Genomic DNA, 15365 nt, shown 5'->3' with positions numbered 1-15365 from the left:
AAGAAGTTGGAACGAACCTCGTTCCAACTTCCTTTTAAATCATTGTCAGCAATGCACAAATGATTGAAGAACCGATCAAAATGGCTGCAATGATCAACCAAAAAGAATATCGTCCCTGTCCAACATGGGAGAGAGGCTGAAATTCTGATTTTTTCTTTTGTTTTCTGCCAAACGCTTGATGCATCGAATGCTGAAAATGATCGAAGAAGCCTGAAGAAAAAATCCAAAGCAGGATGCCAACGATCAAAAAAGGCAATCCAGTTAAAAAAAATCGGTTAGATAGAATCAATAAAGAAAGCGACCCTTGAATAAGCGAGTAGATCACAATAAGCACAATCAAGCCGCTGCCGATTCCAATGGGAAATAATTTATTTTTCATACATACACTCCAATAATTGATGAGTAACACTCTTTTAATAAATATGATTCATACGTTCTTCCTACTCTAAACCAAAACAAAAGTAGAAGTCAAAATTTAAGAACGAATCATTAAAAGCTTTTTCTGAAATAGAACAGAATGATATACGAGCTAAAAACAACGCTCGTTTTTGCTAAAAAATGAATTAGGATGTCAGTTCCCCTTCCTGCTTTAGCAGATTAGTGGAATGATATACGTGATGAAAATAAAACTCATTTTTTGTAAAAAATGAATACATTAAAATGAATTAGGAGGCACCTCATGGGCAGTTATTTGAAATATTTTTTAAAGCGTGTCTTTTTCATGTTGATTACTTTATGGTTGATTGCCACCATCACATTTTTCTTGATGCAATTATTACCAGGGACACCTTATACCAATCAAGAACGATTGAGTCCTGAAACGATTGCGATGCTGAATAAGCAGGTGGGGCTAGACAAACCCGTTATCGTGCAGTACGGAATTTATCTATCCAACCTAGTACAAGGAAACTTTGGTATTTCTTTCCAATTCAAAAATCAAGCCGTTGCTGCTTTATTAGCAGGGCGCATCGGACCTTCCTTGCAATTAGGGTTGCAGGCAATCGTATTTGGTACTTTTGTCGGGATCATCTTAGGAACGATTTCCGCGATGAAACAAAACTCATGGGCAGATACGGCATCTACTTTAGTCGCGATTTTAGGTCGCTCGATTCCCAACTTTGTTTTTGCCGTTTTGCTACAATACATTTTTGCTATGAAATTACGTATCTTGCCGATCGCAAAATGGGAAGGGTTTGCTTACACCATATTACCGACATTGGCATTAGCGATGTCGCCTTTAGCTGATTCCGCTCGCTTTATTCGAACAGAAATGGTAGAGGTTCTTCATAGTGATTATGTGGAGCTTGCACGAGCTAAAGGATTGAGTAGATGGGAAATTGCCTTCAGACACGGATTGAGAAATAGTTTGATCCCCTTGATGACATTATTAGGACCATTAGCTGTTGCGTTAATGACAGGATCGTTAGTGGTCGAGAATATTTTCGCTATACCTGGTATCGGAGAGCAATTTGTAAAATCAATTATGACCAATGATTATCCAACGATCATGGCTGTAACGATTCTTTACTCGTTTATGCTAGTCTTTGTTATTCTGGTCGTCGATCTTCTTTATGGTTTAGTTGATCCGCGTATTCGTCTATCAGAAGGGAGTAAGAGCTAATGGAAATGAAATATCCTTCAATCGTTGATATTCCCGCTGATGAATTTCAACCCTTACAAAAAAATACCGAAAAGGAACGCGAAGAAATTGCGACACCTTCGTTGAATTTTCTACAAGACTCTTGGCGTCGCTTAAAGAAAAATAAGGCGGCAGTCATTTCAATGATCCTACTGGCTATAATTATTGTCGTCTCCATTGTGACGATCTTTGTTTCGCCACAAGACCCAAGCAAACAAAATGTTGATTATATTAATTTACCGCCTCGAGTTCCTGGTTTGAACATTGACGGCCTAAATGGAAAAACAATGGTGGCTGGTGAATTGGTTGATAAATATGCACAAGCAGATGTTCCTAATAACGTGAATTATCTGTTGGGAACGGATGGTTTGGGACGCGATGTGTTGAGTCGTTTATTTATGGGAACAAGAATTTCATTATTGATCGCTTTTATCGCAGCTTTATTCGATATCACGATCGGTGTTGCCTATGGTTTGATTTCTGGAATGCTAGGTGGAAAAGTCGATAATGCGATGCAGCGTTTCTTGGAGATTCTTTCTGGAATCCCCAATCTAGTAGTCATGATTTTAATGCTGGTTGTTTTTGAACCGGGGATTTTTTCAATTGTAGCAGCGATGGCTATTACGAACTGGATACCCATGGCCCGAATCGTTCGTGCCCAGACCCTCAAGCTGAAGGATCAAGAATACGTTCTAGCGGGGATGACCCTGGGCGAGTCGAAATGGAAGATTGCTTTCAAGCACATCATTCCGAATATCTCCAGCGTGATTATTATTCAAATGATGTTCAGCATTCCAACAGCTATTTTCTTTGAAGCCTTCCTAAGCTTTATTGGTCTAGGGTTAACACCGCCAGCCGCTTCACTAGGAACGTTGTTAAATGATGGCTATAAAACATTCCTGTATTTGCCATACTTGTTATGGATTCCAGCGGTTACTATTTCGCTGATCATGATCTGTTTCAATCTGTTAGCCGATGGTCTACGTGACGCATTCGATCCGAAAATGAAAGAGTGACAATCTATGGAAAAAATTTTAGAAGTGAAGAATTTGAATATTTCATTCGATACGTACGCCGGAAAGGTCCGTGCGATTCGTGGAGTGGATTTTGAGTTGAATAAAGGGGAGACCTTAGCGATCGTAGGAGAATCCGGCAGCGGAAAATCCGTTACTACCCGTACGATCATGCGCTTGCTTTCAAGTAACGCCAACATTGATGAGGGGCATATTTTATTTAAAGGGCAAGACATTGTTGATAAATCTGAAAAAGAAATGCAGAAAATTCGCGGACGTGAGATCGCAATGATCTTTCAGGATCCTATGACATCCCTAGATCCTACCATGACAATTGGTAAGCAAGTGGCAGAGTCTTTACGCAAGCACAAGAATGTTTCTAAAAATGAAAGCTTGAAAGCTGCTTTGGATTTATTGAACTTAGTTGGAATTCCAGACGCAGAAAAACGGTTGAAAAACTATCCCCATCAGTTTTCTGGGGGACAACGTCAACGGATTGTGATTGCCATTGCCTTAATCTGTAATCCTGAAATCCTGATTGCCGACGAACCGACAACAGCCCTTGATGTAACGATTCAGGCACAGATTTTAGAGCTGCTAAAAGAAATTCAAGAAAAAATCGAAACCTCAATTATTTTTATTACCCATGATCTGGGTGTAGTTGCCAACGTTGCCGACCGAGTAGCTGTCATGTATGCAGGGAAGATTGTGGAGGTTGGTACAGCGGAAGAGATTTTCTATAATCCGCAACATCCTTACACATGGGGATTGCTTGGGTCCATGCCAACACTAGAAAGCGAAAGTGACCGTTTGTATGCTATTCCGGGTTCTCCTCCAGATTTATTGGACCCGCCAACGGGCGATGCCTTTTACCCGCGTAATGAGTTCGCGTTGAAGATTGATGCAGAAATGGAGCCGCCGTTCTTTGAGCTTTCAGAGACGCATAAGGCTGCAACTTGGTTATTGGCTCCGCAAGCACCAGCAGTGACTCCTCCAGTCGAGATTCAACGGCGTTGGGATATTTTTCGCAAAAAGCAAAACCAATATTCCGCTTAATTTTTAGCGAGAAAATGGAGGATTAGGATGGAAAAGCGATTATTAGAAGTAAATAATTTAAAACAGTATTTTAATACCGGCAGCAAAAATGAAGTTCGTGCCGTTAATGATGTAAGCTTTTATATTAATGAAGGGGAGACCTTTGGATTAGTAGGTGAGTCTGGTAGTGGGAAATCTACCACGGGACGAACAATTATTCGTTTGAATCAACAAACGGATGGTGAAATTCTATTTGATGGGAAAGACGTAACGAAAATTCATGGGAAAGCGGATTTGACCGCCTTTCGCCGCGATGTACAAATGATTTTCCAAGATCCATACGCGTCGTTGAATCCACGGATGAAGGTTAAAGATATCATTGCTGAAGGAATTGACGTCAATAATTTAGCGAAAACGCCGAAGGAACGAGATAAAATAGTCAATGATTTATTAGAAACAGTCGGCTTGAATCCCAGTCACGGCACACGCTATCCCCACGAATTTTCTGGCGGTCAGCGTCAGCGAATTGGGATTGCCCGCGCGTTAGCTGTTCGTCCGCGCTTCATCATTTGTGACGAACCTATCTCTGCCTTAGACGTTTCGATCCAAGCTCAGGTCGTGAACTTACTACAGGATTTGCAAAAGGAACACAACTTGACATACTTGTTTATCGCCCATGATCTTTCAATGGTCAAACATATTAGTGATCGTATTGGAGTCATGAATAACGGCCATCTATTAGAAGTTGGAAGCAGTGATGAGATTTATCATTTTGGGGTGCATCCATATACTGAAAGCCTGTTATCAGCCATCCCGATGCCAGATCCTGATCATGAGCGTCAACGACGTCGAATAAAATATCAAACCGAACCTCACGACGGCAAAGCAAGAAATTTGCGTGAAATCGCACCTGGTCACTTCATTTATTCTTCTGAAGATGAAGTTGCATATTATAAAAAGAAGCTGCAGCATTTGAAAAATGAGAAAGCAGTGGCCGTATAAAAAGGAAAGTCAAAGCAGATGGTTAGCCTGCTTTGGCTTTTTTTAGCTTAGATTTTTTAAAGCACTCGCAATAGTTTTGATACCTAACCATGGAACACGACTTTTTATCGAGAAGATCGATTTTTAATAAGTCTTCCTATATATAGAAGATCGTCATCTTTTACTAGATAAAATAATTCTATTTATTTTAAAAAAATACATAAAGATTCCGTCTATCTGTTTCTCGCTAACGAAAATCTCCAAATAGTTATTTATTAAAGCTATTAATATGACTTTCAATGTAACTAATGAACAATGGAAGTCACTATCCAAAAGGTTTAAATAAATTAACATTAGTGAATACTTCATAAAGCCTATTTACTTCAAGGTTATTTTATGTGTAAAATATTTTTGTGAACGGTTACATAAGAATCATTACTACAAAGGAATCAAAAACAACGGACGGAGGATGAAACGAATGAAGGAAGCATTGTTAGGGCAGCGACAAATTTTTGGTATGTTGAGAAAGAGCTTGGAAAAACGCGTGACTCAGCGCTATGAACAAACAAAAAATGCGGCGGAGATCGTAGAGGCGGCAGTGGCTATTTTGGTTCGTGACGCACTTTCTGTGGGGGATTTTGCCTACCTGTTCCCAGAGCTGATTCGTGAGATTTTTCTGACTGCTGCACCTAATGATACCTTGCGTCGTCATTGCGCCTATTTCCGCGATTATTTTGTAGGTGAAGAAGAATGGCAGACGGTTATCCAACGTCTGTTCAAGAGCGAAGAAGAGTATCAAGAGCTGACTAAGCAAGCTCGTTCTTATAGAAAATTATTGATAAAGAGAGCCGCTGAGACCTTCGAGAAGACAGCGTTTCAATTTGATCTTGCGACGATTTTTAAAGATGGCAACGGGAAAAGATATACTTGGACATTACGTGATACGAAACAGGTCCCGACCGGACAAGAAAGAGAAACGGCGGAAATATTGGATATTTTGACGACCTTGACTATCTTCCAAGCGGGTGGCGTTCGTCGTTTTGCGGAATATGTGAAATTCAAGAGTGTAAAAACCTGTATTGATACGCAGCATGAAGCGAGTCAACCAGAACAAGAAGAACTGACCGAAATGGAATCATCGGATGAAAAATGTCCAGCTTCTGAGAAAAAAGAACAGCCTGCGCAGAACACGACATCAACTGAACCTTCGAATGAAAATAAAAAACGTAAGCTGAATTATCAGGAGCTCGCTGATCAAATCGATGCGAAGTACCCGCTGCCTTGGGAGCTGCCACCAAATGATTCAGCCGCAACGGCACATAAGCCCAAAAGCTTTGAAAGACGTCATGGCAAAACGCAAGAGGAAATTGATCAGGGACGAGAGAAAAGAAAATGGGAAAGGAAAGTCAAGAAACTATTGTCTGGAAGGAGATAGCGATGTGCTTTTTTGCCCATAGGGTTTATTCAGCGAGCCTTTAAAAAGCAAAAAAAACGAGCACATGCGTACTCGTTTTCACTTGTGGAATAGTTTAGTTTGCTAAATGAAAAATAGAAATCACTTAATATTGGTAAAGAAGGCAAGTTTATTTGCTCTATTTCAATTGAGCACGTCGTTTCAGGAGAACTAAACCTGCAAGGAAGAATACAATGATTCCCATAATCGTTAGTGAGTCAGTCCGACGTTCACCAGTTTTTGGGTATTCTTTTTGAGTAGTAGCTTGTGCATTATTCTTAACAACGCTAGTAGGATTCGTTGTGAGATTTTCAACGATTGGCTGCGTAGTTGTATCTATGTTTTGAATAGGTGCGCCGTTTTCGATAGGTGCATTTCCTGGTTGAGAGTCGTAAAGCCAACGAACAAGACCTGCAAATAGTCCATTTGCAGCACTTAATTGATCTTCAGCGCCACTAAGGTGATTCAAGATATGAAGCATTTCTTCATTTGAAAAATGTTGAATACCAGGATGAAGCACACGAAGATAATGTTGTAACTGATCTATATTTTTAGCTAATTCAACAGTAGTTTGAAAGTTATGGGGATTAAACACTAATGCTTTTTCAACTTCTGTCCAAGAAACTTCCTTATCTTTATAAATCATACGTAGAACTCGTACATAGCTACCTAGATCCATGCCAGTAATATCGAAGTTATAACGGTTGAATAGTTTAAAGGCATTGGTTAGTTCTTGATCGCTGTAGCCCTTAAGTTCATTTTGATCGATTCCGTAATCTGTCCCAGTTAAATTCTCACGGATTTTTTCAGCTGTCCACTCTTTATTAAGACTTTCTTCCAATGCTGCTGGGGATTCTGACGTTTTTGCAGCAGCTTTTTGAGGTGTGATGGTATCAACTTTCTTCTTTTCTATTTCAGACGTTTGTACTGTTTCATCCTGTTTTTTCTCAACAGTGGCTGTTTCAGTCGTTGGGGTATCTTTTGCTACTTCGCTTTTTTCTGTTTCTTCGGCAGCAGTGCTATTGGTTGCTGCAGCTTGTTTTGTAACTGTTTCTTCTGTAGAAGCTTGAGAAGTGGTAGTAGGGAGTTGATCACCGGTTCCTATTTCTGAAACTTGGTCAACGAATTGCTCTTGACTGGAACTTACGGTCTGGTCAGGGACACTATCGGAAGAATCTGCGAATGCAACAAAGGGGAAGTTTAATACCAACAAACTAAAAACAACCATTTTTTTCATCTAAATCACTCCTTAATATTTCTGTAACACAATTGTAACATAAGAAATATTTTTGTAAAGATATAAAATGAAAGAATCAAAAAAAGTTTTTTATGGGACAAAATACAAAAAAAGAATAATTCACCGTTTTTCTCTCTTTTCGCTCCAAAAAACCAGCCGCCTAAACCCTTGTTAAAGGATTTAAGCGGCTGGTTTGATTGAGTTACAATCCTATATTAAATGCGAAATCGTCTTTCTAAAAGAGTAAGACCTGAAAGAAAGAAGAATACAGTTCCAATGATTCTTCGTGAAAAAAACTTGATTTATCTGTTTTAAGATTTTCGTTTTGTGGGGTTAATTACGCTTGAGAGGCATTGCTTTGAACACGAGCAGGAATTGAACTTGGAGTTATTGGGGAAATAGATTCAGTCAATAAAATAATGTTTAGCATTTATTTAGAAAATTTTTTGAAAAACAAAAAAGTCACCACGTACATTCTTTTCTAAACTACCGAAGTAGCCAAGAATGCACTGGTGACGTGGGTTTGGCACCCAATGGGCCGTGAGGGGCTCGAACCCGCGACCCGCTGATTAAGAGTCAGCTGCTCTACCAACTGAGCTAACGGCCCAAACAAAGTACTTTCATATGTTAGCACTGGAAAAATAAAAAAGCAAGAACAAAACTAAAAAAATTTATCTAAAAAGCGCTTCAATTATCTAGTTTTCAAAACTATATTGTATAATTACCGTAATTTTGATAAACTATCGTTGAGAGGAGTGTGAAAAATGGAAGAAACGAAACTCAGAACTTGGGCAGAAGAATTGAAAGAAGTACGCTTGCCTAGGTGGGAAGAGTTACCTGAACTAGAATTATATATGGATCAAGTCATCACTCTTGTTGACCGCTACCTATCGCCGTTGATGGAAGATGAAAAGCATCAGCTCTTATCTAGTGCGATGGTCAACAACTATGTTAAACATAAATTAATACCACCACCTGTGAAAAAAAGATATAACCGCAACCATCTAGCGTATTTAATTGCGATCACTTTATTGAAACAAGTACTTGCGATTCCAGATATCAATGAACTGATTCGCATGCAGCTGGCGATTAATGAACCAAAAGATGCCTACAATAGTTTTTGCAAAGTGCAGGAGGAAGCATTGCTGCAAGTAGCAAAGATTGTTTTAGGTGAAGAGGTGAATTTGACTCGCAGCAGCAAAGATTTTTATTATTTAGCGATGGAAAGCGCTGTCGCGTCATTTACACAGAAGATGTTGGCTGAGAAGATTATTCAGTTGGATAAAGAGAAAGAAGGCGAAGTTGATGAGTGAGAAAATTGCAATCCTAGTTGACTCTGGGACGGATGTGCCAAAGGAAGTAATTGATAATGGGCCCTTTTTTATGGTTCCGTTACGGATTATTTTTAGTGATCGAGAATATAGAGATGGGATTGATATCAGCTCTGATACGATTTTTCCATTAATTAAAAAAGAATTGCCGACGACATCTTTACCCGATGGGGAACTGATTCATAAAGTCTTTGATGAAATTAAGTCTCAAGGATATACCCATGTAATAATTGTGACGATTTCTAGCGGTCTAAGCGGTACTTATAATGCGTTGAGAGTGCTGGGAGAGCATTATGAAGGGCTAACATTCCAATCAATTGATACCAAAAATGTGGGGATCGGCGCTGGTATTTTAGCGATTTACGCTGGCGACTTAGTTAAAGAAGGAAAATCATTTACGGAAATTATTACTGAAGTAGAAAGTAAAATTCCGAAGACTAAAATCTTTTTCAATGTGGATACGTTGGAATATTTGCAAAAAGGTGGACGAATTGGCTTAGTTTCCTCTTTACTAGGAAGCGCACTGAAATTGAAGCCAATCATTTCGTGCAATTCAGATGGTATTTACTACACGGTAGCGAAAGTACGCGGGCTGAATAAGAGCATCGACAAAACCATTCAACTAGTGAAGGAGCACGTAGGCAACCATAAGCGCTTCAACTTAGCGGTAACCCAGGCGGATGCTCTAGAAACGGCTGAAAAAATTCGCGAACGACTGCACGAGCTATTCCCAACAGCCGAAAATATTTATTTTGGGAAAGTCTCTCCGGCGTTATCCGTTCATACTGGCCCTGGCTCCTTAGGGGTTGTTTGCCAAGTGCTTGATTAAATGTCAACAGAATTCAAGAGAATAAAGTGAACGTATGTAGACGGCTCACAGGCTCTCAAAAAGAATGTATGCATAGAAAGAAGGAGATGAACTCAGTTTGTCTCTTTTTTCATTTTTTCTTAAGTAACAGTTGTAAAAAAACGTCGTCTGTTTGAAAAGGTGAAACAGTATTGAAATTATTGTATAATGGTAAGGCGTACATACAATCCTATGAAGGTATGAGGTGACTCTTAGTGAAAAAAATTCTAGTAGTTGACGATGAAAAACCGATTTCGGACATCGTGAAATTCAATTTAACCAAAGAAGGCTATGAAGTCTTTACTGCTTATGATGGTGAAGAAGCCTTAGAAAAAGTCGAAGAAGTAAACCCAGATTTAATTTTATTAGATTTGATGTTGCCTAAAAAAGACGGTTTAGAAGTGGCTCGTGAAGTACGCAAGACCCATGAAATGCCGATTATTATGGTTACGGCGAAAGATTCTGAGATTGATAAGGTCTTAGGGTTGGAATTAGGCGCGGATGATTATGTGACGAAACCGTTCTCTAATCGCGAATTAGTCGCTCGCGTAAAAGCAAATTTACGCCGTGGAGGCCAAGCGCCTAAGGAAGAAGAACAGACAGCGCAAAGTGATTTGACGATCGGTGACTTAACGATCCATCCAGATGCTTACATGGTAACCAAACATGGAGATACAATCGAATTAACCCATCGCGAATTTGAATTGCTGCATTATTTAGCAAAACATATTGGTCAAGTGATGACGCGGGAGCATTTATTACAAACTGTTTGGGGCTATGATTATTTTGGCGATGTCCGAACAGTGGATGTAACGGTGCGACGTCTGCGTGAAAAAATCGAAGACAATCCTAGTCATCCAACCTATTTAGTAACAAGACGTGGCGTAGGTTATTATCTACGAAACCCTGAACAGGAGTAAGTATGGAAAAGAAAGTCCGTTTTTATCGATCGGTCAATTTCAAGATTGCCTTTTCATTTATTTTGATTTTGCTGATTTCGATTGAGATTATCGGTGCTTACTTTATTAGAGGACTTGAAAAATCAACCATCAATAGCTTTACCAAAGACATGAATCAGCGTGTGTCGTTGTTAAGCACGACTCTGGGAGCGACAATGGCAGAGGATAGCGACAACGAAGCAGATCAGCTGCAGCGTATTCTCGAAAATAATACCGCCGCTGACATTGGTGAAATGTGGGTAGTAGATGATAAAGGGATCGTTGTAGCTACCAATGATGTAGGTCAAAAAGATACGATCGTTGGTAAAAAGAACGAGTACAGTGATATTGATGATTTTTCAATGAAACAATATGTAACACTTGATGACAATAATAAGCGGGTATATATCAATGTCCAACCTATTCAGTCCCCGACCGGCGATTCGGCTGTGATCGGGGCTCTTTATGTTAAGAGTGACATTGAACAAAAATATACCGAAATCAGTAATACCGCTTTGATCTTCTTTACCGCTTCGTTGATCGCAGGATTGATTTCGATCGTTGTCGCATTACTTGTCGCGCGATCAATCACAAAACCGATCAAAGAGATGCAAAAGCAGGCAGTGCGAATCGCTCAGGGGGATTATTCTGAAAAAGTAGACGTTCAAGGACACGATGAATTGAGTCAGCTTGCGGAAACCTTCAACAAGCTGTCTGATCGAATCGAAGATGCTCAAGATACAATGGAGGCTGAACGGAATCGACTGGATAGCGTCTTAACGCATATGACAGATGGTGTTATAGCTACTGATCGACGTGGGAAAGTCATCACCATTAATGAGATGGCGCTCTCCTTATTAGATACGACGAATGAAGAGGCGATCGGTCAATCCATTCTCTCCTTGCTTGATTTAGAAGAGCAATATACTTTGAGAAAATTATTAGAAACACCAGAAGAAATTTTGATTACTCGCTCAAAACCAGATTCTGATGAAGGAAACATGACCTTACGATCTGATTTCGCTATGATTCGGCGAGAGTCAGGATTTATCAGTGGCTTGGTTGTCGTACTCCACGATGTTACAGAGCAAGAGAAAACCGCTGAGGAACGACGCCAGTTCGTATCCAATGTTTCTCATGAATTACGGACACCGTTAACCAGCGTTCGCAGTTATTTAGAAGCATTAGAAGAAGGTGCTTGGCAAGACAAAACAGTGGCACCAGAATTTATCCATGTGACGCTTGGGGAAACCGACCGTATGATTCGTATGATCAATGATTTATTGAATCTCTCACGTATGGATTCAGGCGCGCAGCAAATGGATCTTGAGCTGGTGAATTTCAATGAGCTGGTTGATTATATCCTGGATCGTTTCGATATGATGGTGAATAGCCAAGAGAAAAATTACCGCATCGTCCGTGAGTTCACCGAGCGCGATTTATGGGTGGAAATCGATACGGACAAGATTATGCAAGTAATTGACAATGTCATGAATAATGCAATCAAATATTCACCTGACGGCGGAAAAATCGAAGTTCACTTAATGGAAACACATAACAATGTGGTACTAAGTATTTCTGACGAAGGGTTGGGCATACCTAAGAAGGACCTAGAAAAAGTATTTGAACGTTTTTATCGCGTAGATAAAGCACGGGCGCGTCAACAAGGCGGTACAGGACTAGGTTTGGCCATCTCTAAAGAAGTGATGAAGGCCCATCAAGGTCAAATTTGGGTCGAAAGTGTTGAAGGTAAGGGATCTACATTTTATATTTCTTTACCTTATGAACCTTATGAGGAGGATATCTGGGAATGAAACTATCAGAAAGAATCATCCGTGTAGCACTTTTTGCTCTGATACTACTCAGCCTCGTCTTAACGTACGCTATATGGCTTAGCCCTACTTCTAAAACAGCAGATATTAATACAAGCAAACAGACAGTAAAGAACGACCAAAATTATGCGAAAGCCACCGATGCTTTTTTACCTATACGAGGTATTTGGGACTTGTCCGACGGGAAATTTCAAACGAGCAGTGAGAATTTATTAGCTACCACGCAAGCGCGTTTAACAGAGAGTACCTTTGGGCAGTTGCAGGAAATCGCTCAAGGCGAAGAAGAGATCAAAAACTATTATGGGTTAGACAGTGGCATCGAGCTGAACTATGAGGGCGGTTTTTCTTTAACTGAGTATATCAAGGTTTTTGATATGCCTATCAATTTGAACTCTTTGAAGGAAGCAGATAGTATTACCTTTTCAAAAATTCAAATCGATTTTTCAAAGAAGAAGATTCGTTTTTTGAATTACAGTAAGGACACTGTTTATGAAGCGACAATGTCAGGAGATTTTTCTGGTCTAGAAACCATCTATCAAAAAAATCAGGGAAAGTATCTACCAATGTCTGATGAAAATCCATTGGTTCCTCGTTTGCTGCGAACCAAGGAACGGGTTCGTTTAAAAAAATACAGTTACATTTTGACGACCCAATCTTATTCTCTCTTTAGAAATGCCTTCTTCCAAAATCCTGATCAAGCAAAAGGAGAGGAAGAAGAAAATGGGGCGCGATCATTTTCAAGCGGCCATGAGGAACTAATCATGGACGAACAAAAGCGCTTGGTAACATTTACGGGTGAACTGCCAGAAGACTTAGCAAAGGAAAGCATCTATAGTCAAAGCTTTAACTATGTGAGTCGGTTAGGGACAGCCGTCGGGAACTTACGCTATTTCGATCATCATGATGGACAAGTAAATTACCGGATTTTTGTGGAAGGATATCCGATCTTCAGCCAAACTTCGAAAGGGAAAATGAGCGTAAAGATAGAGCATCAACCTAATGCTGCCACTCCGCAAATTAAAATTGAAACGAGTGTGGATACGGTTCAGGTACCGATCCCTTCTGATGAAGAGGTTGAATTACCTAGTACCCTTGAAATTGAAAATAATTTAGCGGCGGTCGGGATAGATTTAACAAAAATACAAAGCTTTATTATTGGTTATACATGGCAAGATATCGATGGTGTAAATAAATTAGTAGCTTTAACTCCAGAATGGTTCGTCAAATATGACAACACTTGGTATCCTGCGAATCAGTTGATGCAAGGGAACCTAGAAATGGAGGCGAGCTAATTGGATTTTAGAAAAATTGAATGGATCTTTTTTCTCGTCTTTATCGGGTTGAATATTTTCCTTTTTAGTATTTATTGGAATAATCAGCATGAACAAAGCTTAGTCACAAATTCTAATCAAAGAGAAGACATCCTGCAGCGACTCGAAAATGATGATATCAGTGTTACGGATGAGGTAACGGATGATCATAAAGAGGGGTACTATTTAAGTGCCGAGCAAGATACGTTCGAGTCATTAGTGAATGGAGGCGCCGGTTCGACGATTTCAGGAATTTGGGATATTTCTGATAAGGTTTTAAGCAGTACGCCAACTGGAGACACAGATTTTGATTTAAAAAAAGCGACCAGCAGCTTCAGACGTCTTATGAAGGATAAACAATTCATTGTAGATGGCGAAGAATACACTTATCTGCCAGACATCTCTAAAAAGGACAATGAATTAGGAAAAATTGTAGGTGCACAGACCTATGAAGGGATTCCTTTTATTGATGAAACGTCTCGAGTGACGCTAGATATTGTTAAAAATGATGATCAGGAGCAGGTTTCGAAGTACACTCAGACGCGGTTAAAAGAGATTGAGCCGCTGCGTGAAAAGATGACACTTTATTCTGAAAAAGAAATTCTGAATACACTGTATATCAATAATAATATTCCTAGTAAATCAACGATTACGAACATCTATCTAGGGTATTTTCGAACCCTCGAAGTCCGAGAGAAGAATGTCTATGTCCCCGTCTGGTTTGTCAGAATAAAGACATCAGATAAGACGACGCAGATTGAGAAAGTCAATGCGTTGAATAATCAAGTGATTACAAACAATTTAGTTCCAAAGGTGGAAAATCCATAAAAAGGGTTGTATACTGAGGACAGTTTTAAAAGAGAGGACCAATTGCTCATGTTAGAGATGAATAATGCCTTCAATATCAGCATTTTAGCAAGCGGAAGTACTGGAAATTCATTGTATTTAGAAAGTCCGCAAAAAAGAATTCTGGTTGATGCTGGATTGAGTGGAAAAAAAATCACTTCGCTATTAGCAGAGGTCGATCGAAAACCTGAGGATCTAGATGCGATTTTAGTCACCCATGAACACCGCGACCATATTCACGGCGTCGGCGTTCTTGCACGAAAATATAAGCTGCCGGTGTATGCGAACGAGAAGACCTGGGAGGCAATGTCTCCTTTGATTGGAAAAGTAGACGTTGAGCAAAAGCACATTTTTGAAATGGGAAAGGTTTTAACTTTTGGGGATTTAGATATCGAAAGTTTTGGCGTTTCACATGATGCGGCGGCACCACAATTTTACCGCTTCTACAAAGATGGTCATTCATTTGTGATGCTGACGGATACTGGCTATGCGAGTGAACATGTCCGCGGAACGATTCGCGATGCAGATGCGTACTTAGTTGAAAGCAATCATGACTTAGAGATGTTGCGGATGGGGGCCTATCCTTGGAGCTTGAAGCAGCGAATTCTAGGTGACCGAGGACATTTATCCAATGATGATGGTGCCTTAGTCATGACGGATATTCTTGGCGATCGGACCAAACGGATTTATTTGGGACACTTGAGTAAGGAAAATAATATGAAAGAGTTGGCCCATATGACGATGGAGGAAACATTGACTCGTTATGATCTTGGGGTAAATCATCAATTTCAAATTTTTGATACCGATCCTGATAGTGCAACGGAATTATTCGCAATTTAAAAAATGGCAAGTCTGTCTTAGCAGGCTTGCCATTTTTTGGCTCTATAATTTCTAGGACTGATA

The 15365-nt window shown here is 39.8% G+C and carries 14 protein-coding genes and 1 tRNA gene; 12 read left to right on the top strand and 3 right to left on the bottom strand.

The features are described from left to right. Positions 1-34 precede the first annotated feature (34 nt). Positions 35-379, bottom strand: coding sequence for a DUF3899 domain-containing protein (locus RV13_RS14775; RefSeq protein WP_010745746.1), 345 nt, complete (start codon positions 377-379; stop codon positions 35-37). A 300-nt stretch (positions 380-679) separates the two neighbouring features. Between RV13_RS14775 and opp3b the strand changes: the two genes are divergently transcribed. From opp3b to RV13_RS14750, 5 genes are all read left to right on the top strand, one after another. Further along, complete coding sequence (opp3b, locus tag RV13_RS14770) at positions 680-1621, top strand: oligopeptide ABC transporter permease (RefSeq protein ID WP_010745747.1); 942 nt, start codon at positions 680-682, stop codon at positions 1619-1621. Continuing rightward, on the top strand, positions 1621-2655 hold the full coding sequence (gene opp3C / locus RV13_RS14765) for an oligopeptide ABC transporter permease (RefSeq protein ID WP_010745748.1): 1035 nt from the start codon (positions 1621-1623) through the stop codon (positions 2653-2655). The genes opp3b and opp3C overlap by 1 nt, the downstream gene beginning before the upstream one ends. A 6-nt stretch (positions 2656-2661) precedes the next feature. Further along, the gene (locus tag RV13_RS14760; RefSeq protein WP_028021285.1) at positions 2662-3708 is read left to right on the top strand and encodes an ABC transporter ATP-binding protein; all 1047 of its coding nucleotides are present in this window, start codon (positions 2662-2664) and stop codon (positions 3706-3708) included. Positions 3709-3735: 27 nt separating this feature from the next. Next, complete coding sequence (locus RV13_RS14755) at positions 3736-4689, top strand: ABC transporter ATP-binding protein (RefSeq protein ID WP_028021286.1); 954 nt, start codon at positions 3736-3738, stop codon at positions 4687-4689. A 457-nt stretch (positions 4690-5146) separates the two neighbouring features. After that, positions 5147-6103, top strand: coding sequence for a hypothetical protein (locus RV13_RS14750; RefSeq protein ID WP_035019952.1), 957 nt, complete (start codon positions 5147-5149; stop codon positions 6101-6103). 157 nt (positions 6104-6260) lie between these two features. On the opposite strand, the gene RV13_RS14745 is transcribed toward RV13_RS14750, so the two are convergent. Next, on the bottom strand, positions 6261-7358 hold the full coding sequence (locus RV13_RS14745) for an LPXTG cell wall anchor domain-containing protein (RefSeq protein ID WP_028021287.1): 1098 nt from the start codon (positions 7356-7358) through the stop codon (positions 6261-6263). Between the two features lie 534 nt (positions 7359-7892). Continuing rightward, positions 7893-7965 (bottom strand) — tRNA-Lys (locus RV13_RS14740). Between the two features lie 157 nt (positions 7966-8122). On the opposite strand from RV13_RS14740, the gene RV13_RS14735 reads away from it, so the two are divergent. The 7 genes from RV13_RS14735 to RV13_RS14705 all read left to right on the top strand — a co-directional run bounded on the left by RV13_RS14735 (position 8123) and on the right by RV13_RS14705 (position 15302). Next, a complete protein-coding gene (locus RV13_RS14735; protein WP_028021288.1) occupies positions 8123-8671 on the top strand; it encodes a DUF1836 domain-containing protein in 549 nt (182 codons plus the stop codon). Beyond that, a complete protein-coding gene (locus RV13_RS14730) occupies positions 8664-9518 on the top strand; it encodes a DegV family protein (protein ID WP_010745756.1) in 855 nt (284 codons plus the stop codon). Before RV13_RS14735 ends, RV13_RS14730 begins: the two co-directional genes overlap by 8 nt. Before the next feature lie 233 nt (positions 9519-9751). After that, positions 9752-10456, top strand: coding sequence for a response regulator YycF (gene yycF, locus RV13_RS14725; protein WP_010745757.1), 705 nt, complete (start codon positions 9752-9754; stop codon positions 10454-10456). A gap of 2 nt (positions 10457-10458) precedes the next feature. Further along, the gene (gene walK / locus RV13_RS14720) at positions 10459-12288 is read left to right on the top strand and encodes a cell wall metabolism sensor histidine kinase WalK (RefSeq protein WP_028021289.1); all 1830 of its coding nucleotides are present in this window, start codon (positions 10459-10461) and stop codon (positions 12286-12288) included. Beyond that, positions 12285-13598 (top strand): YycH family regulatory protein, encoded by a 1314-nt coding sequence (locus tag RV13_RS14715; protein WP_028021290.1) that lies wholly within the window; start codon positions 12285-12287, stop codon positions 13596-13598. The genes walK and RV13_RS14715 overlap by 4 nt, the downstream gene beginning before the upstream one ends. Continuing rightward, a complete protein-coding gene (locus tag RV13_RS14710) occupies positions 13599-14444 on the top strand; it encodes a two-component system regulatory protein YycI (protein WP_028021291.1) in 846 nt (281 codons plus the stop codon). It begins immediately after the preceding gene. A gap of 48 nt (positions 14445-14492) precedes the next feature. After that, positions 14493-15302, top strand: a complete 810-nt coding sequence (locus RV13_RS14705; RefSeq protein WP_010745761.1) for an MBL fold metallo-hydrolase — start codon at positions 14493-14495, stop codon at positions 15300-15302. Positions 15303-15365: the final 63 nt, after the last annotated feature.

Source organism: Enterococcus raffinosus (genome assembly GCF_001886185.1).
Classification (GTDB): Bacteria; Bacillota; Bacilli; order Lactobacillales; family Enterococcaceae; genus Enterococcus_A; species Enterococcus_A raffinosus.
Note: the sequence above shows the minus strand (reverse complement) of the source record. Positions and strands in the feature narration are given on the sequence as shown.